Source organism: Holospora undulata HU1, assembly GCF_000388175.3.
GTDB lineage: Bacteria > Pseudomonadota > Alphaproteobacteria > Holosporales > Holosporaceae > Holospora > Holospora undulata_A.
On the sequence record NZ_ARPM03000172.1, the window covers coordinates 1 to 21,750 of the forward strand.

22 protein-coding genes are annotated in these 21,750 nt (G+C 37.3%); 7 read left to right on the forward strand and 15 right to left on the reverse strand.

All coding sequences use genetic code 11. The features are described 5' to 3' along the window. Nucleotides 1-91 precede the first annotated feature (91 nt). From K737_RS11500 to K737_RS05325, 3 genes are all read left to right on the forward strand, one after another. Nucleotides 92-223, forward strand: coding sequence for a hypothetical protein (locus tag K737_RS11500; RefSeq protein ID WP_006289430.1), 132 nt, complete (start codon nt 92-94; stop codon nt 221-223). A 161-nt stretch (nt 224-384) separates the two neighbouring features. After that, complete coding sequence (locus tag K737_RS11590) at nt 385-654, forward strand: transposase (protein WP_407636456.1); 270 nt, start codon at nt 385-387, stop codon at nt 652-654. 153 nt (nt 655-807) lie between these two features. Next, the gene (locus K737_RS05325) at nt 808-1,149 is read left to right on the forward strand and encodes an HU family DNA-binding protein (RefSeq protein ID WP_006297213.1); all 342 of its coding nucleotides are present in this window, start codon (nt 808-810) and stop codon (nt 1,147-1,149) included. A 59-nt stretch (nt 1,150-1,208) separates the two neighbouring features. Here the strand turns inward: K737_RS05325 and K737_RS05330 are convergent, their stop codons facing one another. The 5 genes from K737_RS05330 to tsaD form a co-directional block, all read right to left on the reverse strand. Beyond that, entirely contained in the window at nt 1,209-2,438 is a 1,230-nt protein-coding gene (locus tag K737_RS05330) for an MFS transporter (protein WP_006297222.1), read from the reverse strand. A 124-nt stretch (nt 2,439-2,562) separates the two neighbouring features. Continuing rightward, nucleotides 2,563-3,489, reverse strand: coding sequence for a hypothetical protein (locus K737_RS05335; RefSeq protein WP_152531109.1), 927 nt, complete (start codon nt 3,487-3,489; stop codon nt 2,563-2,565). A 242-nt stretch (nt 3,490-3,731) separates the two neighbouring features. Further along, nucleotides 3,732-4,508, reverse strand: a complete 777-nt coding sequence (locus K737_RS05340; protein WP_006297238.1) for an MlaA family lipoprotein — start codon at nt 4,506-4,508, stop codon at nt 3,732-3,734. Between the two features lie 14 nt (nt 4,509-4,522). After that, a complete protein-coding gene (locus K737_RS05345; RefSeq protein ID WP_006297240.1) occupies nt 4,523-5,320 on the reverse strand; it encodes a CDP-alcohol phosphatidyltransferase family protein in 798 nt (265 codons plus the stop codon). A 63-nt stretch (nt 5,321-5,383) separates the two neighbouring features. Next, on the reverse strand, nt 5,384-6,430 hold the full coding sequence (gene tsaD / locus K737_RS05350) for a tRNA (adenosine(37)-N6)-threonylcarbamoyltransferase complex transferase subunit TsaD (RefSeq protein ID WP_023491098.1): 1,047 nt from the start codon (nt 6,428-6,430) through the stop codon (nt 5,384-5,386). 177 nt (nt 6,431-6,607) lie between these two features. Here tsaD and K737_RS05355 point away from each other — a divergent pair, with 177 nt between their 5' ends. Together K737_RS05355 and K737_RS05360 are read left to right on the forward strand one after the other, a co-directional pair. Then, nucleotides 6,608-8,185: a lysine--tRNA ligase gene (locus tag K737_RS05355; protein WP_006297244.1), complete on the forward strand. Its 1,578-nt coding sequence runs from the start codon at nt 6,608-6,610 to the stop codon at nt 8,183-8,185. A 114-nt stretch (nt 8,186-8,299) separates the two neighbouring features. Further along, nucleotides 8,300-9,538 (forward strand): AarF/UbiB family protein, encoded by a 1,239-nt coding sequence (locus tag K737_RS05360; protein ID WP_006297246.1) that lies wholly within the window; start codon nt 8,300-8,302, stop codon nt 9,536-9,538. Between the two features lie 43 nt (nt 9,539-9,581). Here K737_RS05360 and K737_RS05365 read toward each other — a convergent pair whose 3' ends face one another. The 6 genes from K737_RS05365 to K737_RS05390 all read right to left on the reverse strand — a co-directional run bounded on the left by K737_RS05365 (nt 9,582) and on the right by K737_RS05390 (nt 17,060). Beyond that, nucleotides 9,582-10,109, reverse strand: coding sequence for a hypothetical protein (locus tag K737_RS05365; RefSeq protein WP_023491101.1), 528 nt, complete (start codon nt 10,107-10,109; stop codon nt 9,582-9,584). Nucleotides 10,110-10,253: 144 nt separating this feature from the next. Further along, nucleotides 10,254-11,120, reverse strand: a complete 867-nt coding sequence (locus K737_RS05370) for a glycine--tRNA ligase subunit alpha (RefSeq protein ID WP_235075704.1) — start codon at nt 11,118-11,120, stop codon at nt 10,254-10,256. 130 nt (nt 11,121-11,250) lie between these two features. Next, nucleotides 11,251-12,516, reverse strand: coding sequence for a CCA tRNA nucleotidyltransferase (locus tag K737_RS06895; protein ID WP_161630443.1), 1,266 nt, complete (start codon nt 12,514-12,516; stop codon nt 11,251-11,253). After that, nucleotides 12,452-13,468: a rod shape-determining protein gene (locus tag K737_RS05380; RefSeq protein WP_006297258.1), complete on the reverse strand. Its 1,017-nt coding sequence runs from the start codon at nt 13,466-13,468 to the stop codon at nt 12,452-12,454. Before K737_RS05380 ends, K737_RS06895 begins: the two co-directional genes overlap by 65 nt. 147 nt (nt 13,469-13,615) lie before the next feature. After that, nucleotides 13,616-15,634: an ATP-dependent DNA helicase RecG gene (locus tag K737_RS05385; protein WP_006297259.1), complete on the reverse strand. Its 2,019-nt coding sequence runs from the start codon at nt 15,632-15,634 to the stop codon at nt 13,616-13,618. Between the two features lie 40 nt (nt 15,635-15,674). Then, complete coding sequence (locus K737_RS05390; protein WP_006297260.1) at nt 15,675-17,060, reverse strand: NTP transferase domain-containing protein; 1,386 nt, start codon at nt 17,058-17,060, stop codon at nt 15,675-15,677. A gap of 134 nt (nt 17,061-17,194) precedes the next feature. On the opposite strand from K737_RS05390, the gene K737_RS11505 reads away from it, so the two are divergent. Then, nucleotides 17,195-17,323, forward strand: coding sequence for a hypothetical protein (locus K737_RS11505; protein WP_023491106.1), 129 nt, complete (start codon nt 17,195-17,197; stop codon nt 17,321-17,323). An 87-nt stretch (nt 17,324-17,410) separates the two neighbouring features. Next, entirely contained in the window at nt 17,411-17,569 is a 159-nt protein-coding gene (locus K737_RS10130) for a hypothetical protein (RefSeq protein ID WP_161630444.1), read from the forward strand. A gap of 391 nt (nt 17,570-17,960) precedes the next feature. Here the strand turns inward: K737_RS10130 and K737_RS11220 are convergent, their stop codons facing one another. The 4 genes from K737_RS11220 to K737_RS05405 form a co-directional block, all read right to left on the reverse strand. Beyond that, the gene (locus K737_RS11220; RefSeq protein ID WP_235075705.1) at nt 17,961-18,086 is read right to left on the reverse strand and encodes an IS630 transposase-related protein; all 126 of its coding nucleotides are present in this window, start codon (nt 18,084-18,086) and stop codon (nt 17,961-17,963) included. Nucleotides 18,087-18,355: 269 nt separating this feature from the next. Further along, nucleotides 18,356-19,141: a diacylglycerol kinase catalytic domain-containing protein gene (locus tag K737_RS05395; RefSeq protein ID WP_006300255.1), complete on the reverse strand. Its 786-nt coding sequence runs from the start codon at nt 19,139-19,141 to the stop codon at nt 18,356-18,358. Nucleotides 19,142-19,159: 18 nt separating this feature from the next. Next, nucleotides 19,160-20,419, reverse strand: a complete 1,260-nt coding sequence (locus K737_RS05400; RefSeq protein ID WP_006300256.1) for a nucleotide sugar dehydrogenase — start codon at nt 20,417-20,419, stop codon at nt 19,160-19,162. 2 nt (nt 20,420-20,421) lie between these two features. Beyond that, the gene (locus K737_RS05405; RefSeq protein ID WP_006300257.1) at nt 20,422-21,399 is read right to left on the reverse strand and encodes an NAD-dependent epimerase/dehydratase family protein; all 978 of its coding nucleotides are present in this window, start codon (nt 21,397-21,399) and stop codon (nt 20,422-20,424) included. Nucleotides 21,400-21,750: the final 351 nt, after the last annotated feature.

The following is a 21,750-nucleotide window of genomic DNA, read 5'->3' on the forward strand; positions in this document are numbered from 1 at the left end:
TAGGCGCTTTAATTGGCAAATACAAATACAATTGCAATTGGTTTGATGCAATTGGTTTCATATCTGGCTTACAAAGGGGGCTACATCTTGGGTGCTAGCAAACCTTCCAAAAGAAAGCGGTAGTGTTATGGATAATGCCGCTTTCCATAAAGGGAAAGATATGCAAAAGATGCTAGAAGATGCCATGGTTTACTTTGTTTGCCTTTTTATTCCCCTGATCTAAATCCAATTGAGAAAAAATGGGGCCCAAGTCAAGCATATAAGAAGAACATTAAATTGTTTAATTGATCTCTTATTTCAATTCCATTTTTCGTAATCTTTTTATACTGATTTAGCTGTATATTGAAGGAAGCATATCCGTTGCCCCCCCCCAAATACACCTTAGTGTTGATCAGGGGGCTTATCATACCAGCAATACTACCAAGGCAGAAGCGACAAAACGAAAATATTATCCTTCATTATTTGCCACCATATAGCCTTAATTTAACCCCTATCGAGCGATTATTGAAGGTGATGAACAAAAAAGTGAGAAATAACCACTGTTTTAGCTGGGCAAATGAATTTCAACAGGAAATCACTAACTTTTTCTCCAAGACATGGCTACAGATCTGCGACACTATGATGGACCGTACAATGATAATTTTCAACGCCTAAATTCAACATTTTGATTTTTATTAGGTATCTTATTTCTGCTATTTATACTATGGAGTTAGCTGATAGGTTACGAAGAAGTCTATTTAAAAAATATTTAATTTACTTTTTTTTTATCTTTTTGTTTTAATATTGAAAAAAAAATAAAAATATACAATGACAAAAAAAGATATTGTTTCAGAGCTTCACAAAGAAATTCCTCACATTTCCCATCGCATCATTCGCCAAGCCGTTGATTTATTTTTCGAAGAGTTAAAAAATTGCTTGGCAGAAGAAGGAACCGTAGAATTGCGTGGTTTTGGAAACTTTAGGTGCAAACGCCGAGCTGCTTATACAGGTATGAATCCAAAAACTCAAGAACGCATTCCTGTTTCCAGTAAAAAGATTGTTATTTTCAGACCTAGCTGTCTTTTAAAAAGAGAACTTATCACAAAACCAAAAGAAAAGAAGAAGTTTTTTTCTGAAATTTATAAAGATTGGAGCCAGTTTAAACGTTAAACGCAAACCACAACACTTAAATTATTTTTTAGTTTTTTAGCATATTCGTTTAAAAGAGTTTATTTTTCTGGTCTTGGATACAAAAAAGTCCCAGCAGAAAGAAAAGAAAAAATTATCCCCACCAAAAAAAATACTATTGGTTCTGTTTGTCCATAAATCCAGCTGGCGCACCACACTACACACAATCGATCTAACGTAAAACAAGAGCTCATTATGCTATACCGCATCATAGTATGAGACGAACGGCAATAATCAGAAATTCGAACCCATATCAAAATGTTTCCCGCTCCAGAAAGCATTTGATGGATAAGAGCATTAAGAAAAATAAGCCCCATGTGCTTTCCCACATACCACTGCAGCACACAAGTGGAATATGCCGCAGTCTGAAGTAACGACCACCCAAACAACGTTTTCTTCAATGAAATATATTTAAGAATCTTATGAGCAAAAAACCCTCCAAAAAGAAAACTTACCCACCCCACCCCTTTATCAGCATACATAAGCTCTATGTTAGAGTACCCTTGCGTATATAAAAACAATGGTAACATCCATCGAATAAAAGCATCGATAACTTTATAAGCAAAAAGATGGATCAAAAGCCAAAACGGAACTCTATTCCAAAAGAAAAAATCTTTCAGTTCTTTTTTAAGCGTTGCGCAATATAAAAAAAAATCAAATTTATTTACAAGAGATTTTTTATAGGGCAACGAATCCAAAGCAATCATCATCATTGCAATACTTATTCCAAAAATAATCACGTAACCAGATAACTTCCAAGATCCATAATGAGCAATTCCCAAGGCTCCACTAGAAACGAAAAGCCCTGCTATCCGAAAACCCGTCTGATTTCCGAAAAGATTTTCAGCAGAAAAAGATTGATTTTTTGATACATCTATTCGATACCCTTCTGTAACAATATCCTGAATTGCTCCAAAGCATGCAATAATAAACCCAAATGCCCAAAGCTTTTCAAACTGCAAAGGCGTTGTACACTGAGCACTTTGATACAAACACCATACTATACATGCCTGGGCAATAAGAACAGTGTATTTTAAAAAATTTCGACTACCAAAAAATGAAGCCACTATGTGAAGTACTGCAGCAAAACAAGGCTTAAACACGTAAGGTAAAAAAAGTATACTTAATTTTTTAAAATATTGCGCGTGTCCCGTTTGGTTGGCAATACATAAAGGAAGCGTCATAGCAACCCAAAAATAAGGCACTCCGCTTATAAACCCCAAAAGCAGAAACCGTCCAAAATATAAAAATTTCTTTTTAGACTGAAACAATTAAAGAGTATTATTTAAAAAATCTTTTATTTTATACCATTTTTAAAAGAAAACGTAAAGCACAATGTCATTATATTTACCATCATTTTACGAAAAACACACATTACGCATCTAGACTTCCTAATTACCCAGGTACAAACATTGAAGATAAAAATGTATAAGGATATCGGGAACATTGTTTTTCTAAATCTTGAACTATTGCATGATTTCGTCTAACTCTTCCTTCTTGCGTATAGCGCGGCGTCATCACGGTAAATGCGGTATTATTATTTAAGTGCAAACACAACCCAAGAGCCCGCTTTTTTTTCTGAACTGATACAGGAACAATACTTTGAATATTCCATACCATAGGATTAAAAGGATTGTTTATATCCGCCCCCACCATTCTATAATCTCCCTTGGTCTCAAAACGACGTGCAGCTTTTTTAAATAAAAAAGGAGATTCTTTCGAAAAAAAGTCGGAATCAAAAAAAACTTTATCTATATCCACATTTCTTCCCGAAGGCGATAATGTTAATGAGGCAGCCTCATTTAAACACCTCCCTAACCCCAACAAAATTTCAACAGGAGCGACAGTTCTTTCAAGTTCACTTCTATTATCAAATGACTCCCAAGATCTCCAGAGAGGATCTTGAGTTTCAGAAAATAACTCTTGAGATACTGGATCATGTAATCCAATACTTCCTGGCTTCTTCCTCCAATTTTTTTTCGGAATATTTCGTAACGGCCCCATATACTTTTTTTCTTCTTTTTTTCTCTTATAAGGCTCGGTTGCTTTTTCTTTAGATCCTAAATCATTTTTTTTCATTAAAATTTTTTTACTCGATTCCTTAGAATCTGCTTTTTCTATTTTTTGCACAATTTTCGAAATAGAAAGTTTATCTTTTTTCAAAGACGCCAGAGAATGTTTTTCTAACAAATCTTCTCCATGACGTGTTACTGCGGGTTGTAGTATTTTTCCAATCATGGCTTTCCCAGAACTCAATAAAGACTCCATAAAATCTGCTGAATACTGCAGGTATGACTGCCCGCACCCCATTGCCGGCATCATCAAACATATAAACCAAATTGAAAAATTCATACCAGATTATTTTATCAAACTATATTAATATAATAGATAAAAATCATAAAAATTCTGTATAGTCCCCTCTTAAACTTATCTATCCCCCCCCCCACCAAAAGTATTCTTGTTTTTTTCGTCTGCATAGTTTCAGTTTTTGTATAGTTTCAGTTTTTCTGTTTATAACGATTAATATTTTTTAAATTTTTATCTATCAATCACTCGCTAACATCTTATTCATCTTCATCGTCATCTTCACCTTGTTCAAAGCTCTCTGGGAACTCTCCCCTACCTTCATAATAAGCGCGACGAATTACTGCATAAGGATCTGCGGAAAATTCCATCACATGATCAATACTATCTTTAAAAATAAGGCGCTGATTAATATTTTCCGCCCCAAGAACTCCCCAGCCAAATGCCAACGGATAAACCCCAGTATAAAGCGCAGTATTAAGCAACTTTCCACAAAAATCTCTAGAAACTGTAGGACCTAAAAATGGAACCATCATAAACCACCCAGTGGGCACATTGTATGCTTTTAACAGTCTGCTAAAATCTTGAGGCTCTTCAGCAATACCTACATCGCTGGCAATATCTAAAATTCCCCCCAGTCCAAATATTGTATTACACATAAATCGTCCAAATTGATTTAATGCGTTTTGCCCTTCCCCTTGAAGCCCCCAGCTTACAACACTGTTGGGAACCTTTACATGTTCCAACAAATTATGTACTGCTTTTTGACCAAAAGAAGGCACCACTGTTCGATATACGGACAAAAGTGGCTCCCAAATAACGTGTTCGATAGCCTGATTGAATACAAAAACTCCTCGATTCCAGGGTTCAAATGGATCCCATATTATGTCTTTTTCTCTAACGCCTTTCTTTTTTTCATTTTTTCTTTTCTCAGAATCATGACTTTTTTCATCCATAGATTCTTGAATTTCAGTACCAGAGCACCCTGAAAGACCAATTAAAAAAAAACCTAAAATATATCGTCCTATGTTTATCATTTTTTTTACCTTTATTAAGAATGTTCAAAAGATTGACTTCGTTGAGCGGCTTTCCAACTAAAAGGCCACGACCCCACATAAGCAAGACTTGCCACCAGCAACGTTTCCCAGGGCATGACCCATCCAAAAATAAGCGTTATTAAACTTGCTAATACTATCACTCCTGAGTAATGAACAGGAATCTTCAGTCCTTTTGCAACAAAAGTTGGAAAACGGCTAACCATAAAAATTCCCGTAATTATCAAGCACAATGCTTGAAATACTACAGATTTTTGTTTAAAAATAAAACTGTAAATGATAGGGGTCAAGGCCAACAAAGACCCGATAGTAACTGGGACTCCTACTGAAAAGTAAGACGGCATAGTACGATTACTTCCTGTAATGCGTTGAATATTAAACCTTGCAAGACGCAACCCAGAGCACATGGCAAAAAAAAGACAGATAGCCCATCCAAACCTTCCCCATTCATGCAGAACGAAAAAATAACACAATAACGCTGGTGCCGCTCCAAAATTAATAAAATCCGCCAAAGAATCTAATTCCGCGCCAAAATCACTGCTACATTTTAAAAAACGAGCGATGGGACCATCCAGGCCGTCTAAAACTCCTGCAATTAACACACTAGCTACGGCATGCTTCCAGGATTTATCCACACCAAATGGAATAGCAGTAAGCCCCATACACAACGCCAGCAAGGTCACTGAATTAGGAAGTAATTTACGTAAGGAAACAGGCTTTAAATGATCTTGAAAAGGAGCTAATATTTTTTTTCTTCTTTTAAAAAAAAATTTCTTTTTTCGTTTAGGCAACATCGCGCACTCCAAAACTTAAACTAAATGATTCAAGAAAAAATAAAATAAGAACGCTAAACTTAATCATATGCCAATAGGCCAGCGCGCTCTTATAGAAAAATTCATAGATGGCAAAATTCCTGCCCGATATTTTTCATAAGCATTCCACGCAATCATCATGCCATTATCCGTACAAAATTTAGGAGGAGGAGTAAAAAGACGTACATCGTATTGCAAAAAGCACTCCTCCAGCACATTTCTTAGATATTGATTTGCCGCAACCCCTCCACAAAATACCGCAACACGAGGATTAGACTTTGATGGAAGATTGTCAAAAAAATTTTCAATCTTTTTTTGAATTCCCTGACCGATAGCATATTGCAAACTTGCACACAAATTTGCTTTTTTCTCAAAAGAAAGCTTTTTTTCTCCTTCTGCATTTATCCAACGCAAAGCAGCGCTCTTTAGCCCGGAAAAAGAAAAATTTAAAGACTTGTCCCGCATAGGAATGGGCAACGGGACGGACAAAGGGTCTCCCATTTTTGCCGCAACCTCAATGGCAGCCCCTGCTGGAAAAGAAAATCCCAGACGACGCCCAACTTTATCTAGGCACTCTCCTGCTGCATCATCTAATCCATACCCTAATAAATAAAACTCTGTGGCACTGTATACAACAACAAATTCGCAATGTCCTCCGGAAAATAAAAGAGCCAGGTATGGAAATTCCAAATCGCAACACAAACGAGCCACCAAGGCATGTGCTTGAAGATGATTAATAGCCCAAAGAGGCTTTTTTAATGCGATGGACACTCCTTTTGCAAACATTACCCCCACCAGTAACCCTCCTGCTAGCCCAGGACCTGCTGTAACACCAATGCCTTCAATTTCTTCTTTATCAACGCAAGCAGATTTCAAAAGTGTATTTAACAAATTGGGTAAGTGCTTTGCATGCCCTTTAAAAGCAAGATCAGGAACAACCCCACCAAAAGATTGGTGTTCTATTTGCTGATGAATACAATGTTTCAACACAGATTTTTCTTCAGCATCTATTAAAGCCACAGCAGTATCGTCACAACTGGTTTCTATGCCAAGAAAAATTTTACGCTTTGTATTGGACATAATTCTTTTCATGTAAATTCTCTTACTTTCTATTGTAAATAATTTTCACATAAATAAAAGAGCATCCTCAAAAGAAGCCAAGCAATTTGAACCATTAAGATTGAAAAGCTTAATCTTAAGGATCTTGCAGATTTTTATAGCAAAGGATACACTTAGGATGTACAATCCTTTTTATAGCATATTATTTTGATGAAAACTGCGTTGTGGCAAGAGCTAATGTCGACATCTTTGGCCTGGCCTTTTGAAGAAGCACGAAGGCTTATTCAACGAGAAAAATCACACCCTAAGTCTCATAAAATATTTTCCACAGGGTATGGCCCTTCCGGATTACCCCATATGGGAACGTTTGGTGAAGTTTTACGAACGACGATGGTTCGGTTTGCGTTTTCTAAGTTATGCCCTTCTTACACGTCAGAATTAATTTGCGTTTCTGATGATATGGATGGTTTGCGTAAAGTTCCAGGAAACATTCCCAATCAAGACAAAATGAAAGATTACATTGGGTTTCCCCTGACCAAGGTCATTGATCCGTTTCAAAAGTATTCCAGTTTTGCAGCACATAATAACGCAAAACTTCAAAAATTTTTAGATCATTTTGGGTTCGATTATAAATTTTTAAGCGCAACCCAAGCATACCAAAGCGGTCGGCTTGACGATGCATTGCTAAAAGTACTGAAACATCATCAAGAAATTTTAGAAATTTTACTTCCTACCTTAAGAGAAGAACGTCGAAAAACATACAGCCCATTTCTGCCAATATCCCCTATAAGCGGGAAAGTTTTGCAAGTCTCTATTAACGCTTATAACGTAGATCGCGGAACGATAAGTTTTTACGACGAAGATGGATCGCTTCAAGAAGTTACCGTCACAGGAGGTCACTGTAAACTTCAGTGGAAAGTAGATTGGGGAACGCGTTGGTATGCATTAGGCGTAGATTACGAAATGTGTGGTAAAGATCTTATTGAGTCTGCAGAAATTGGAAAAAAAGTGTGTCGCGTCTTAGGGGGAATTCCTCCAGAAATCTTAGTTTACGAACACTTTTTAGACAAAGAAGGGCGAAAAATCTCTAAATCTATCGGGAATGGGTTAACCATGGAAGAGTGGCTTCGTTATGCTCCCTTAGAAAGTTTATCGTACTTTATGTATCCAAACCCTAAACGCGCAAAGCGAATTTTCTTTGATGTCATTCCAAGAGCTGCAGATGAATACTTAGAGCTCTTAGATTCTTATCCTTTACAAAGTCCAAAAGAGCAGTTAGAAAATCCTGTTTGGCATATTCATCAAGGAAATCCCCCAACACGGCAGTCTCCTATCACTTTTTCTATGCTTCTAAATTTAGTGAATATTTGTCACGCAGAAACTCCAGAACACTTGTGGCATTTCATTCAGCGTTATACTCCTGATGCGGTTTTAACTGAAGAAATGAAAGCATGGATCTGTCATGGAATTGCATACTATCAAGATCGTGTTTTACCCAATAAAACATATGCTGTTCCTTTAGAAGAAGAAAAAAAAGCGCTTTTAGCACTTGCCTCTCGTCTACAAGATCCAGAACTCATCGAAAAAGATGCAGATTTTTGGCAACATGAAGTATATGAAATCGGAAAAAATCACGGGTTTACTCAAGGAAAAAATTGGTTTTCACTGTTGTATAAAGTTTTGTTAGGACAAAATCAAGGCCCCCGCATGGGAACTTTTATTCAGTTATGCGGCCCCTTGAAAATCGCTGAAGATATCCAAGCGCGCTGCAAAATAAATGTGTTGTAAAAAGTTTTAACGCTAGGATTAAAAGCCCCCCATCAAAGCCTTAAAACCCGTTTTATGTTTTTTTTAGAAAACGCTTGAAATCGAGTACAAGAAAACAAAAGGAATAAAATTGCAATGCTTATTAAATACGCAAGGTCTCGGGAATTTGCCTATGCCTGCGCTGTATGGAATGCGTTTAAGTCTTTAAACAATACAAAAGAGATAGAAAAATTATGGGACACTCTACTTCAATTGAAAGGTCCCATTGTCAAAGTTTTGCAGGTCCTTTCTGGATTGCCTGGAGTGTGGCCTTCCCCTATTGCATCACGATTACAGCTTTTATCTTCAACATGCTCCCCCCTTTCCAGTAGTCAATGGAAAGAGTATCTAGAAACACAAGCCTTTGATCTGTATCCAAAACTTTGCTTTGAATCTGCTTGTGCAGGATCTCTAGGACAAGTTCATAAAGTATTTTGGAGCGAAAAAGAGCTTCGAGCATGTAAAATTCAGTATCCCAACATGACTGAAATATTGAAACAAGATTTTAGACTGCTAGAAGTGTGGCAGAGCCTTTACCAATGGTGGGGGCCTGGAATAGATACCACAGAAATACTTCAACACCTTCAAGATGTAATGGAACAAGAATTAGATTACCTCCAAGAAGGACGCTGGATGCTCTGGTTTCAAGAACATTTCCAAGAAGTGCCATGGATTCATGTTCCGTCTTATTATCCAGAACGTTCAAGCAAAACTATTCTTATGATGTCATGGCTAAAAGGAAATAATTTTTCGGACGAAGCGTTAAGAAGTTTGCCTCAAAAGGTTCGTAATGTTCTTTCTTATCGTTTACTTTATGCTTGGTATCACCCTTTTTTTTCTAAAGGCATTTTGCATAGTGACCCCCATATGGGAAACTACATGTGGAATCAAAATTTGGATATTTACATGGTTGATTTTGGTTGCGTGCGCTCTTTTTCACCCCAATGGGTAAAGGGAGCAAAAGCATTATATACCGCACTATTAAATCAACACGACACTCAAAACATCTACTATACTTATTTTGAATTTGATCCCCTATCATCTGTACAAAAATCTTGTATTGATCGGTGGGCTAAGTTTTTATACGGACCATTTTTGATAGAAGGAGAAAGAGTATTGCCAGAATCTATGGCACAAGAAGGAATAGATCTATTAAAGGAGCTTCACCAAATATTAAGAAAGCATAAACCGTTGCGCATTCCCCATGAATTTTTGCTATTAGATCGCGCCTGCGTTGCTTTAGGAAGCGCGTTAATTCGACTAAAAGGAAAGCTATGTTGGAAAACCACTTTTCAAAAAGTAATAGAAGGAGATCCTTTTTCAAATTTTACTTGAATTAAAAAATTCAAAACTAACACACCTCTTAAAAATTCACTTTTTATTGAGAAGGTTCTGGGACAGTAGGCATTTCTGGAAAATTTCTTTGGATTTCTGTCTGTTCTTGAATTAATTTTTCTCGCAATCCAGCAGAAAAAGAAGGAATAGAATAATGGTACGCTAGTAAAAGTGCAGGTAAAAAAGAAGATAATGTAGACAATGCATCCAAAATTTCTTGTTTCCCCCCAGCAATATTTGTACTCTTTTTATGCGCTTCAAGAAACGTTTTTAAAACTGCTTGCATCATACACCATGTATAGGTATTGACATACACAAGATTTACATCTGGGTCATTAGGAATAACAGGCATTTTCAAAATCATATCTTTGCAAGATATAATTTGGCCAGGTTCTTTTGACGAACCAGGTAAAGCCGTCAGATCATCAAGAACCTGAGTGTTAATATCGGGCACATATTTCTCTGTTTCTTCTAAAGGAAGAATGGAATCACTATCCTCTAACGCCCCCTTAGCTTCAGCTATACCAAGCAGAAAAATTCCTAATAAAATTTTTTTTGATTTATGCAGCATTAACATCGAGAAATATTTTTTTTCACGCTTTATATACTGAAATATTTTTTTTAAAAATACACCATAAAAATTAAAAAAATTTTACTTTTTTTTAATGTGTCAAGATAGTACCAAAATTATCCCACGCACTTTTTATTTTATTTATTAACAATTGTCGCAAGCTTCCTTCTCTATCCAAAACGTGCAACACGCATGAACCAATTCTCTAATTTTCAAAATATAATCTCCTTTTTGTACAACACTTAACGTTCCAGAAGCTTCTAACATGTTAAACAAATGACTTCCCTGCATACATAATTCATAAGCAGGAAGCATCATTCCTTCAGCCAAAATTTTACCTGCTTGCTCTAAAGTGTAATGAAAATCTTGAGTTAATTTTAAAGGACAAGTATGCTCAAAATAATAACGAGAAAACTCTTTTTCTTGATGTAAAAAAAGATCTCTGTACGTTACCAAACCCGGGTCTTGATTCCAAGCTAGATCAAACACGTTTTTTTTATTCTGCTGAACCAAGGCGATACGCTCCATACCGTAAGCAAGTTCTACGCTGGCAGGACGGCACTCGTATCCACCAATTTTTTGAAAATAAGTAAATTGCAGTACCTCCATTCCATTAATCCAAACCTCCCACCCTAACCCTTGAGCTCCCAAGGTAGGACTTTCCCAATTATCTTCCACAAAGCGTATATCACACTGATGAACTGGAATCCCTAACTCCACAAAACTTTCTAGCATCCAAGACTTAACTTCTTCCGGAATTGGTTTTAATAAAACTTGAAACTGATGAAATTTTTGTAAACGATTGGGATTATCACCAAAACGACCATCTCCAGGACGACGGCAAGCTTGCATAAAGGCAGCACGCCAAGGCTTTTTTCCTAAAGCAGGAAATAAAACCTCTGGATGAAATGTGGCGGCCCCTACTGGAACATCACAAGGATGCAACAGACAACATCCTTTTTTGTGCCAAAAGTTCTGCAACGTCAAATATAAATTTTGAAAAGTATTCACAACTTTAAATGCTTTACCCCCCATGTAGCGTGTATTATCCCGACTTAATCATAAAAAGTCAATGTCAGTAAAAAAGTGTATCTCAAATTTTAAAACAAGAAAACCTTAATAGACTGTAATTAATTTTTTACTAATTTCCTATTGACATTGCGTTATCAACACGCAATGCATAGTTTAAACATTCACCAACACAAAGGTTTTCTTTATTCTCGATCCACCACCGCTTAACTGTATTCAAAACAATTCCAACACGTTGACAAGGAACACCGTTTGTTAAAAGAATGTTACCGTTTAAAGGAAAAAAAGCCGGAGTAAAAGATGAAATTTCTTCTAAATGGTGGTACCAATCTTGAAGAGCTTTTTCTTTAGAAAATTTAAAAGTTTCAGCGCAGGCCAGCCACCACCTTCCCAAAACGATAGACTTTTCCTGCTCATAAAGACTGAAACGAATATGGCTGGATTCCAAAGGCACGCGAAGGGCTGAAAAGGATTTTTGCTGTTTTTTAGAAAGACAAAGTCCTGGACAAGGATGCGGTGTTAGACTTGCCCAACGCACCACTGCTCCAGGATGGTATTGCGCTTTGTCTTCTAGCTCTTGCGTTGGCAAAAAAGCAACTGAAGTTTGCAGAATCTTAGACAACATACCACAGTCAATCATCTGCATGACGACATACCAAGGATTTGAAGCCTCTAAAAGCTTAAAGAACTCTTTCGTAATACGTTCTTTGGAAAGAATACCAAGCATATGCATCCACCGAAGACAACTAGAAAACGCCTGCGAATTTAGCTCTCCCTTTCCGTAATATGCATGAATACGAAAAAAGCGTAAGATCCGCAAATAATCTTCTTGAATTCTTGCATCAGGGTCCCCAATAAACCGCACAATTCCCTGGGCAAGATCTTCTTTCCCTTGAACCACATCAAACACCCTTCCCTGCTCATCCAGGTATAATGCATTTATAGTAAAGTCTCTACGAAAAGCATCCCCAGCCCAATCGTCAGTAAATTGTACTTCTGCATAACGCCCATCATGGGCGCGCTCTTTTCTTAAGGTCGTAATTTCATAGGGAACCCCTTCAACAATAGCAGAAACCGTTCCATGCTTTATACCAGTGGGAACAGCACATATCCCAGCCTCTTGAAGAAATTTCATAGTCAGATCTGGAGTGCAAGTTATGGCAAGATCAAAATCATCCTTTAAAGGAAGTCCCAACAAACTATTTCTGACACACCCCCCCACAAAACGAACTTCCGCTTTTCCCCTAAAACAAGAAAAAAGCTTCTGAGGACCATCCCCCTTCAGCCATTCAAACATTGAAGAAACCAATTCATCAAGAAACCATTTGTGTAAACTCTTGAAGACGATCCAAACACTTTCCGGTACCCATTGCAACACACAAAAGTGGAGCATCAGCAATCATTGTTTTAACTCCAGTATGTTCTTCTATTTGAGATCTTAACTGGGCAAGCAAAGCTCCGCCTCCAGTCAAGACAATCCCTCTTTCTGAGATATCACCAGCAAGTTCAGGAGGCGTCTGTTCCAAAGACTTTTGTACAGTTTCAACAATAAGAGCCATAGGCTCTGCTAAACTTTCCAATACCTCTTCCCTCGAAGCAATGATTTCTTTTGGTCTTCCGCTGGTCATCTCTCTTCCTGTAATTTTTAATTCTTGCGGAGCAACACCTTCATCAAATAAAGAACATTTTAAGCGCTCTGCACTATTTTCTCCTACCAAAAGATTGTGTGCTTTTCGAAAATAATTCACGATAGTTTCATCCATTCGATCTCCCCCGCAACGCACAGAAACCGAACAAACAATCCCCCCCAAAGAGATCACTGCAACTTCAGTAGTTCCCCCACCAATATCCACAACCATAGACCCTGTAGGCTCCATAACAGGAAGATTTGCCCCCATAGCAGCCGCCATAGATTCTTCGATTAAAAAAACACTCCGCGCACCAGAAGTTAACGCCGCATCGTGAATTGCTCTTCGTTCCACTGGAGTTGCCCCATGAGGGACACACACCACTATGTTGGGACTACTAAAAAACAGAGACTTCACTTCTTGCTTAACTTTCTTAACAAAATACTGAATCATAGCTTCAGCACGCTCAAAATCCGCAATAACACCATCTCGTAAAGGGCGGTACACCGTAATATTCAAAGGAACTCTTCCCAACATAGATCTGGCCTCTGACCCTACGGCCACGACCTTTCCTGTGGAATTTTGAACAGCCACAACTGATGGCTGATTTAAGACTACCCCCTTCCCTTGAACATACAAGATTGTATTGGCTGTTCCTAAGTCAATTCCAATGCCTCTGGAAAATCTCCAAAATCTTGACACAACGCCCCACTTTAACTATCTTTCTTTATATTATAGAAAAAAAAACTTTTTTTGCAAACGCAAAAATTGTTTTATTCTTTAATAAAAATGTTTTTAATTTCCTCAAACGATTCACCTGAAGAAGAAACCTGTTAACAAAAATAAATATTATCCTGCATTCCACAAATCTGCGTGATGATATCCAAATAGTTCCAGTAGTAATGAAATATTAGGATTATTGCAAGCTTTAAGATCCTTTGCCAATTTTATAGAACTTTCCAACAAAGGGTGATGCACGGAAAAATCTGCAAAACGATATTTTCCACTTCCACTTTGTGCCAAACCACAAACACTCCCTGCACCTCTTAATTTCAAATCTTCCTGAGCCAAAACAAATCCATCATGACATCGCTTTAACAACTTTAATCGCTCAAACCCCAAAACAGATGTGGCTTTTCCCCATACCAAAAAACAATGCCCTTCTACTGCCCCTCTTCCCACACGACCTCGAAGCTGATGTAATTGTGCAAGACCAAATCTCTGACTTTCTTCAATAATCATAGTGCTAGCATGGTCCACATGCACTCCAACTTCTATAGAGGTGGTAGACACCAAGATTCCAAGAGTTTTTTCGGAAAATTCTCTTAGCACTGCTTCTTTTTCAGGCCAAGGAAGCTTTCCGTGCAGCATCCCTACCCGACCTGGAAAATGCACTAACAAATCTTGATACCTAAAAGTTACTTTTCCAAAATCTTCTTCATTATCCCCTTCAATCCAAGGGCATACCCAGTACACCGCTTCTTTTTGATCCAAGCATCGCTGAATCCAACGATACAATTCAGAAATTTTATTCCAGCTCATCATATAAGTAGAAACAGTCCGCTGTTCTGGACGCTTTTCTAAACGACTTACAGAAATTTGCCCCCACATAGTCATCTCTAAAGTTCGTGGAATAGGAGTGGCACTCATAAACAATGTATGCGGCATGTGTTGTCCTTTTCTTACCAAACGCAGTCTCTGCAAAACTCCAAATTTGTGTTGCTCATCTACTACTACCCCTGCCAGCGTTTCAAACGAAGTGCGTTCTTGAAATAACGCGTGAGTCCCCACAACAATATCTCCTCTTGAGCGTTTTTTAGAAGCCCCAGTCCACAAAGAAACACTTATACCTGTCTCTTGCAGCAACTCTTTTAAAGCTTTTTCATGCTGATGTGCCAGGACTTCTGTTGGAACTAGCATCCCGGATTGCTGACCAGAAGTTGCAATCTGAATCAACATCAAGAAGGCAATGATACTTTTTCCACTTCCCACATCTGCGTGCAAAAGACGCATCATGGGACACTGCCCCATCAATTCTTGCTGAATTTTCTCCCAAGAATCCCATTGACTTTTGGTTAACGAATGGTTGAATTTTTTCAAAACTTTATCAATAATTTTTGAGTCTCCAAAACACACTGGTGCTTTTTGTTGGGAATAATACTCTTTTAATTCTTGTAAGGCCAATTGCTGCGCAATAAGCTCATCTAAAGCCAAACGTTTAAATGCAAGGGACTGCTTGATATCTTGAGGATCCTTTAAGGGCAAATGTATTTCTCTTAATGCATCTTTTTGAGAAGGAAATCCGAATTCTTGCGGTATCCAATCATTTATTTTTGGATAAAGTAAAAAAACACGTTGAACAATACTACGCAAAAAAGCAGAAGAAACCCCGTATTTTAAAGGGTACACAGCGCGATATTCAAAAAAATTTCTAGCCAAATGCTTCGAAATTCTTGGGTGTTTAATCACATATCCATTGGAAGAATTTTCTAACATCCCTTCAACAGTATAAAGCTTGTTTAAAATGATGGGATAAACAGGTTTCTTAAAAAAAATAAGCACTAAAGAAAATTTCTTCTCTTGACAAACATTAGAACTTTGAGGAAAAGAAGCAACACTGCACACCACCTTAAAGGGAACTCTGTCCTCTACACTCTTTACTTGAACAGAAAGATGCACCAACCCAGGAAGAGTTACTGCAGTAACGTCTGAAGTATACGTCTCATAACTTCTAGGAACGTAAGACAACACATCCCAAAATGTCTTTAGTCCTAACGATTCTAAACGCTTACTCCAAACAGAGCCAACTCCTTTAAGAGCGCTTAATTTTTGAAAAAAAAAATTCAGCACTTCTGACTTTACATCCATAAAAAGATTTCTAATTTTTTCACAAAAATTTTTCTACGCATCATTCTATTTTTTTAGATTTTTTTAATTTTTTAGATTTAGAAATACGCTTTAAATGACGGCTGTTTTCTGACAATAAAATATTAACTTGACGACTTCTTGAAACGGAAAGCGTTTTTTCAGGAACATCTTGAGTAATTACACTTCCAGCCCCTATAGTAGATTTTGTACCCACACTAAGAGGCGCCACCAGCATGGCTCCAGCACCGATAAACGTTTCTTTTTCAATCACAATTTTTTGCTTACAAAAGCCATCATAATTGCAACTTACAACACCAGCACCTATATTAACATCTTCTTGAACGGTAGCATCTCCTAAATACGTTAGATGTTTTGCTTGACTGTAATCACCCAAAGAAGAGCGGGTGATTTCTACAAAGCTTCCCACACAGCTGTGCTTTCCTAAACTGCTTTCCTCTTTTACATGGGAAAAGGGCCCCACCTGAACATTAGCCCCCACACGTGTGTGCGCTAATCGACAAAAAGAAAAAATTGTTGCGCCTTCTTCCACAAAAACCCCCGGTCCAAAAACGTTAAATGGATGCACATGAACATTTTCAGAAAAACGAGTATCCCAAGATAACATCACCGTTGAAGGAGAGTGCAATAAAGCACCTTGGTGTTGAGCGCGCACTCTCCAACGGTTTTGTAGTATCTGATAAGCACTTTGCCAATCTTCTTTTGTATTAATCCCTGTAAAGCTCTCAGGACTCTGCGTAACAACAAGCCCTCCTTCTGCACCTTGCTGATAAGCTATTTTTACAAAATCCGTAACGTGATATTCCTGAACCTCTTCGTGAAATGGCATTGCCTTTATCCAAGATTTTGCTTTTTCAGCAGAAATCTTCATAATCCCTGTGTAACACAAAGGCATTTTTTCCCAGGTTATGCTTTTAGTATGTCTGTGTTCTTGAATAGAAACTGCTTGACCAGAATGATTAACTAAAATTTCCCCATAGCGCCGAAAAACTTCTGGATACATAGCCAAAAGCGTTATGCAACTTTGATCCTTCAAAAACATCTCCAAATCTTCTTTCTGTACCAGCGGACAATCTCCCATTAAAATTAAGATATCTTGCTGGGATAAATTCCCTTGATGTTTGCAAAAAAAGCTTTCAAACGCAAGCTGGAAAGCATGACCAGTTCCCAGAGCAGGATCTTGCTGAACAAGATTTGCTTTACAAGGCCAGTGCCAGTTCAAAAAATCTGGAGACGTCACAACGTAAATATTTTCCAAAGATGTCAACTCTTTTGCTAAATCTAAAACGTAATTTACAACTGGTTTTCCCCCTAAATCCTGAAACAATTTTGGAACGCTTCCTCCAAAACGAGAAGATTTTCCCCCTGCACAAATAAACACACTTAATGCCATAGCGCTGTAATGCATTTTGTTTTTATTGCTTACAAAGTATGAAATTTTTCTGAAAAAGTCAATGCTTATTTTCCATACCTAAATCTGACATTGACTTATACGAGAAATTCTAGATAAACTCAAGTCTACGGCTTCTAGATAATGGATGAATGAAAAAAATTAAAATTATTTCAATTTTAGCAGGAGCGTTAGTATTGATAGTATTTTGGCTTTGGTGGAAAATGCCCTCTGTTCATTTAGTACAAGAAGAAATTTCTTTGAGACGATTTATCAAGTAAAGATTTTGATATGCATATAAAGACTTAAGCACCCCATGCATCTTTCAACGGTAGGCTATTTTGTATTAGAGAATATACTCATGCTGAATGGAATTGTTTAAAAGTTTAATTGTATCTGTTAGTAATTTTTCTTATTCAAAGATTTCTGACAGAAGAAGATCGTGTTGCGTTAAGAACCGACGCGTAGAAGATAGGATTAAGGCAGTTTTGTTATCCGACAAAGAATGGAGCTCGTCAAATTGCTAAGGCTCTTCTGATTGACGATCGTAGAAGAGTATAAGGAGGATCAAAAGTTAACGGTGTAAAGCAAGAGCTCTGTGAGCAAGCGGAATGTTTCACAAACAGCAGAACTTATCGCACATTTGAAAAGCCATAACGTATATGAAAGTAAGCGATATTTGCGGCTCATATTCTTGAACCCTATGACTGCGCAAAGCAAGACGTCGTGGCTACGCGCACATAATTTTTCATTTAAAATCCAGCAGCACAGCCCACAAAGGCAGAGCCAGCCAAACAGGAATCGTTTATTCATTATTACGAGACAGTGATGACAACACCGCCATGGATCTTATCGACCGCGTCAATGACAACTTTCAACGCATTAGTCCAACACTTTCGGTTTGATTTAGTATATTTTCTATACCACATACCTATCGCTGATACACTTATTTTTAAATAGTTGCGAGGCTTCAATATACCCGCCCCCCTCATCTAAATATTCTATTACTCTTTGGCTTAAATCGTTGCTGTAGCTCTTTGTCATTTTCCTTTTATTTTAACAAAAAAATTACACCTAATTCAACCTAAATTACTATAATACTTCTTTTTACAAAAGCAAGGACATGCAAAAAACTCTGGTCAGAATTTTCCATACTTGCCCCCTTATTCACCTGATCTCAACCACATTGAGAAAAAAGTGAGCGAAAGCTAAGTACGTGCATAGAACGACTAACTGTTTTGTTGGCGACGTATTTAAAAATTGCTCAATAGGACTTTTTTATGTGATCTTAATTATGTAAATAAAATTTTTAATCAACATAAAATGCCATACTTTAGATTTTCTGTCTTCAAAAGTGTTATAGTTTTTTTTTCGTAAGTACATACTTCTATCGTCTTATATTGAGGTTCTAGCACTTTGTCTTGTCCGTCCCATCCAAAAACGAATGGGCGCGTTTCTGAATTAAGGATTTCTGCGCGCACAGTTTGATAAGGAAAAAGAAGCCTTCCCTTCCAACGCGTTAAAGAAAATGGGTTGATGGCACATACCCCTAAAGTGTACGGAAGATCAAAAGATATTCCGCCAGCAGAAGCATAGTACGCTGATTTTCCCATTACAGACGAACATAAAAGACCGTCCCCCATGACCATTGAGGTTACGATCACGTTATCAATACTTATTTTAATTTTTAATGCTTGATATTGACGACGATATAAGCACACGTCATTAAATGCAAAAAAGGATAATATAGGAGACTTTTCCCCCAATATTTTGACAAAAAGTGGAAAATAAGAAAAAGAGATAGATTTTTGAAGAGACATCTCTAGCCTTTCTATATCTGCTTCAAAATTCATAAGGTTACCTACACTTCCAAATTTCAATCCATAAAAAGGCTTTTCTAATTCCCAATACTTATTCAAAGCCATCAACATGAATCCATCCCCTCCAAGAACGACAATAACTTTACATCGCTCTACAGGACATTGTCCCCACCTTTTTATGTAGCGTTCCAAAGAAACGCTTAAGTCAGAACGAGCAAAAAAATGTATTCTTTGCGAATAATCCAAGAGCTCATTTTTAGTATGATAGGTGTTGTTCACTGAATCTTTTCCGTAAAGTTAAAGTGTCCAATATTGGATTTTTTCCCAAGCAAATGGCCGCCAAACTCCTTTTATATCAAAAACATATCCATTTTCTGTTAGCAATGACTTTACTTCAGAACTAAGCATTTCAGTGTACAAAGAATGTGGAACAAGAAGCAAAATCGCATCATAAGGAGGCTGAAAGCAAGACTCAAGAGGAATACCTAAAATATCTTCCACTTCACTGGGCAAAGCGTAGGGATCAAATACTTGAAGAGAATAAAGAGATTGAAGTTCTTGAACAACTTGAATAGCTTTGCTGTTACGCAAATCTGGAACACCTTCTTTAAACGTTAGTCCTAAAACAGCAACGCGACTTCCCTTTGGAAGATGTTTAACTGTTTTAACCATCATATGGGTCATTTCTTCATTTATTTGACGTCCTGCTAAAATTACATTCGATGATACTTTGTGTTGTTTTGCAAAAAAAGAAAGATAGTAAGGGTCTACGCCGATACAATGCCCTCCTACTAAACCAGGGCGAAAAGGTAAAAAATTCCACTTTGTTTCTGCTGCATCTAAAACGTCGTACACAGATATACCTGCTGCTTGACATATTTGGGACATTTCATTCATGCACGCAATATTGATGTCTCTTTGGGTGTTTTCTAAAACCTTTGCTGCTTCAGCAACCTTTATACTTTTTGCTACAAAAATATTATTTCCATTAATACTTCCATACAACCGCTTCATAATATCAGTCACTTCAGTATTTTGTCCTGCGATAACCTTTGTGACAGAAGATAAGTTATGCTGATGATCTCCTGGATTAATACGCTCAGGAGAATATCCCAAAAAGAAATCTTTTCCGCACTTTAGCCCACTTTTTTCTTCCAACCACTGTCCACACAAATCCTGGCTAACCCCAGGGTATACGGTGCTTTCAAAGATTATGATGTTTCCACTACGAAGTATAGGTCCAAGGGTTTGGCAAGCAAGCTTAAGCAGGCTTAAATCTGGTTCCAAAGCTGGTGTTATTGGTGTTGGAACAGTAACAATATAAAGAGACTGTAAGGAAAGATCTTTAGAATCTTGAGTAAATCGAGCATTACACTTGCGTAAGCGCTCTGGAGAAACCTCTCGAGTTCTATCCGTTCCCTCTTTCAACTCTTGAATTCGAGAAGAAGAAATGTCAAATCCCACAACATCAAAGAAAAAAGAAAGTTCCACTGCAAGAGGAAGCCCTACATACCCAAGACCAATAACACCAATAGAAGGGTGATGATGAAATAACATAATTACGCTCCTAAATAAAATTGTTTATACCATGTAACAAAACGCTCTAATCCTTCTGTTAATGAAACTTTTGATGAAAAAACCAAATCCTGGTTATCTAATCCTGCGTGAGTTTTTGGAACATCCATAATATGCGCAGGTTCTTGCTGGACGCGCGCTTTTTTTTGTGTAAGGCGCTCTAATATCTCTAACACTTCCTTAATGCTATGGATATTACTGCTTCCCAAATTAAAAAGTTGATAAAAAGGACAAGAGGGCAATGGTGATGTGAGTAAACGAGTAACACTGTCGACAATGTCATCAATAAAAGTAAAGCTGCGCCACATATTTCCTTCATTAAACAAAGTTAATGGTTCGTCTTCAAACAATGCTTTCGTAAACAGAAAAATAGCCATATCCGGTCTTCCCCAGGGACCGTATACGGTAAAAAAGCGCAAAGCTGTGCAAGAAAGTTGAAAGGCATGATGATAAGCATATGCGATAAGTTCATTACTTTGTTTTGTGGCAGCGTATAAAGACAATGGATGCCGCACAGAATCTTGAACGGAAAATGGATACTGTGTGTTTCCTCCGTATACAGAAGAGCTGCTAGCATACACAAAATGCTCTAGCTTTTTCCAATTACGACAGGTTTCTATCATATTGACAAATCCAAAAAGGTTTGTCTTTGCATAATCCATGGGGTGCGTTAATCCGTGTCGCACCCCAGCTTGAGCAGCCAAATGAAGCACATGCGTAACATCTGGGTGACGAGCGTTTAAATGCTTCATATCCTCTTGGCAAGCGATATCATATTGGTAAAACATAAAATTAGGGTAATTAGTAAGATGCTCTAATCGTTTTTTTTTTAGTTCTACATCATAATAAGCATTCATGTTATCTATTCCAACAACGATGCTGTCTTTTTTTTGCTTTAATAAAGCTAAAGTTGTATGAAATCCAATAAATCCCGCAACTCCGGTAATAAAAAATTGTTGCATACCTCTCCTTTTTCTTAAAAATAGCTTTGGGAGTATATCATAAAAAAAGTCAGCGGGATATCCGTCTAAAATAAAAAATTAACCAATAGAACTCTATTAATTTTAGAACACTTGTAAAGTTAAAAAATACTTTATGGATTTTTAAATTACGACCCGTCCTCAATTGAGTTGATTTTTTTCGTTGTTTTTTGAGAATTTAATAGAAAATTCAAAAGATATTTTGTATTCAATAAGACGTTATGCGTTGAGGGATGAAGTGCATAAGAGTTGAAAGTGTCAAAATAAATGTTTAACAGCATTGAAATCCCCTCCTGAAATAATAATTAATGTTTTAATAAAAGATTTCTTTAG

Excerpts from the sequence above, each read along its gene's own strand:
- K737_RS05360 (WP_006297246.1), top strand. The coding sequence starts at position 8,300 with ATGCTTATTAAATACGCAAGGTCTCGGGAATTTGCCTATGCCTGCGCT.
- K737_RS05365 (WP_023491101.1), bottom strand. The coding sequence starts at position 10,109 with ATGCTGCATAAATCAAAAAAAATTTTATTAGGAATTTTTCTGCTTGGT.
- K737_RS05340 (WP_006297238.1), bottom strand. The coding sequence starts at position 4,508 with ATGATAAACATAGGACGATATATTTTAGGTTTTTTTTTAATTGGTCTT.
- K737_RS11220 (WP_235075705.1), bottom strand. The coding sequence starts at position 18,086 with ATGACAAAGAGCTACAGCAACGATTTAAGCCAAAGAGTAATAGAATAT.
- K737_RS05385 (WP_006297259.1), bottom strand. The coding sequence starts at position 15,634 with ATGGATGTAAAGTCAGAAGTGCTGAATTTTTTTTTTCAAAAATTAAGC.
- K737_RS05345 (WP_006297240.1), bottom strand. The coding sequence starts at position 5,320 with ATGTTGCCTAAACGAAAAAAGAAATTTTTTTTTAAAAGAAGAAAAAAA.
- K737_RS05400 (WP_006300256.1), bottom strand. The coding sequence starts at position 20,419 with ATGTTATTTCATCATCACCCTTCTATTGGTGTTATTGGTCTTGGGTAT.
- K737_RS05335 (WP_152531109.1), bottom strand. The coding sequence starts at position 3,489 with ATGATGCCGGCAATGGGGTGCGGGCAGTCATACCTGCAGTATTCAGCA.
- tsaD (WP_023491098.1), bottom strand. The coding sequence starts at position 6,430 with ATGAAAAGAATTATGTCCAATACAAAGCGTAAAATTTTTCTTGGCATA.
- K737_RS11505 (WP_023491106.1), top strand. The coding sequence starts at position 17,195 with ATGAAAAAAATTAAAATTATTTCAATTTTAGCAGGAGCGTTAGTATTG.
- K737_RS05325 (WP_006297213.1), top strand. The coding sequence starts at position 808 with ATGACAAAAAAAGATATTGTTTCAGAGCTTCACAAAGAAATTCCTCAC.
- K737_RS10130 (WP_161630444.1), top strand. The coding sequence starts at position 17,411 with ATGGAATTGTTTAAAAGTTTAATTGTATCTGTTAGTAATTTTTCTTAT.
- K737_RS05355 (WP_006297244.1), top strand. The coding sequence starts at position 6,608 with ATGAAAACTGCGTTGTGGCAAGAGCTAATGTCGACATCTTTGGCCTGG.
- K737_RS05390 (WP_006297260.1), bottom strand. The coding sequence starts at position 17,060 with ATGCATTACAGCGCTATGGCATTAAGTGTGTTTATTTGTGCAGGGGGA.
- K737_RS05405 (WP_006300257.1), bottom strand. The coding sequence starts at position 21,399 with ATGCAACAATTTTTTATTACCGGAGTTGCGGGATTTATTGGATTTCAT.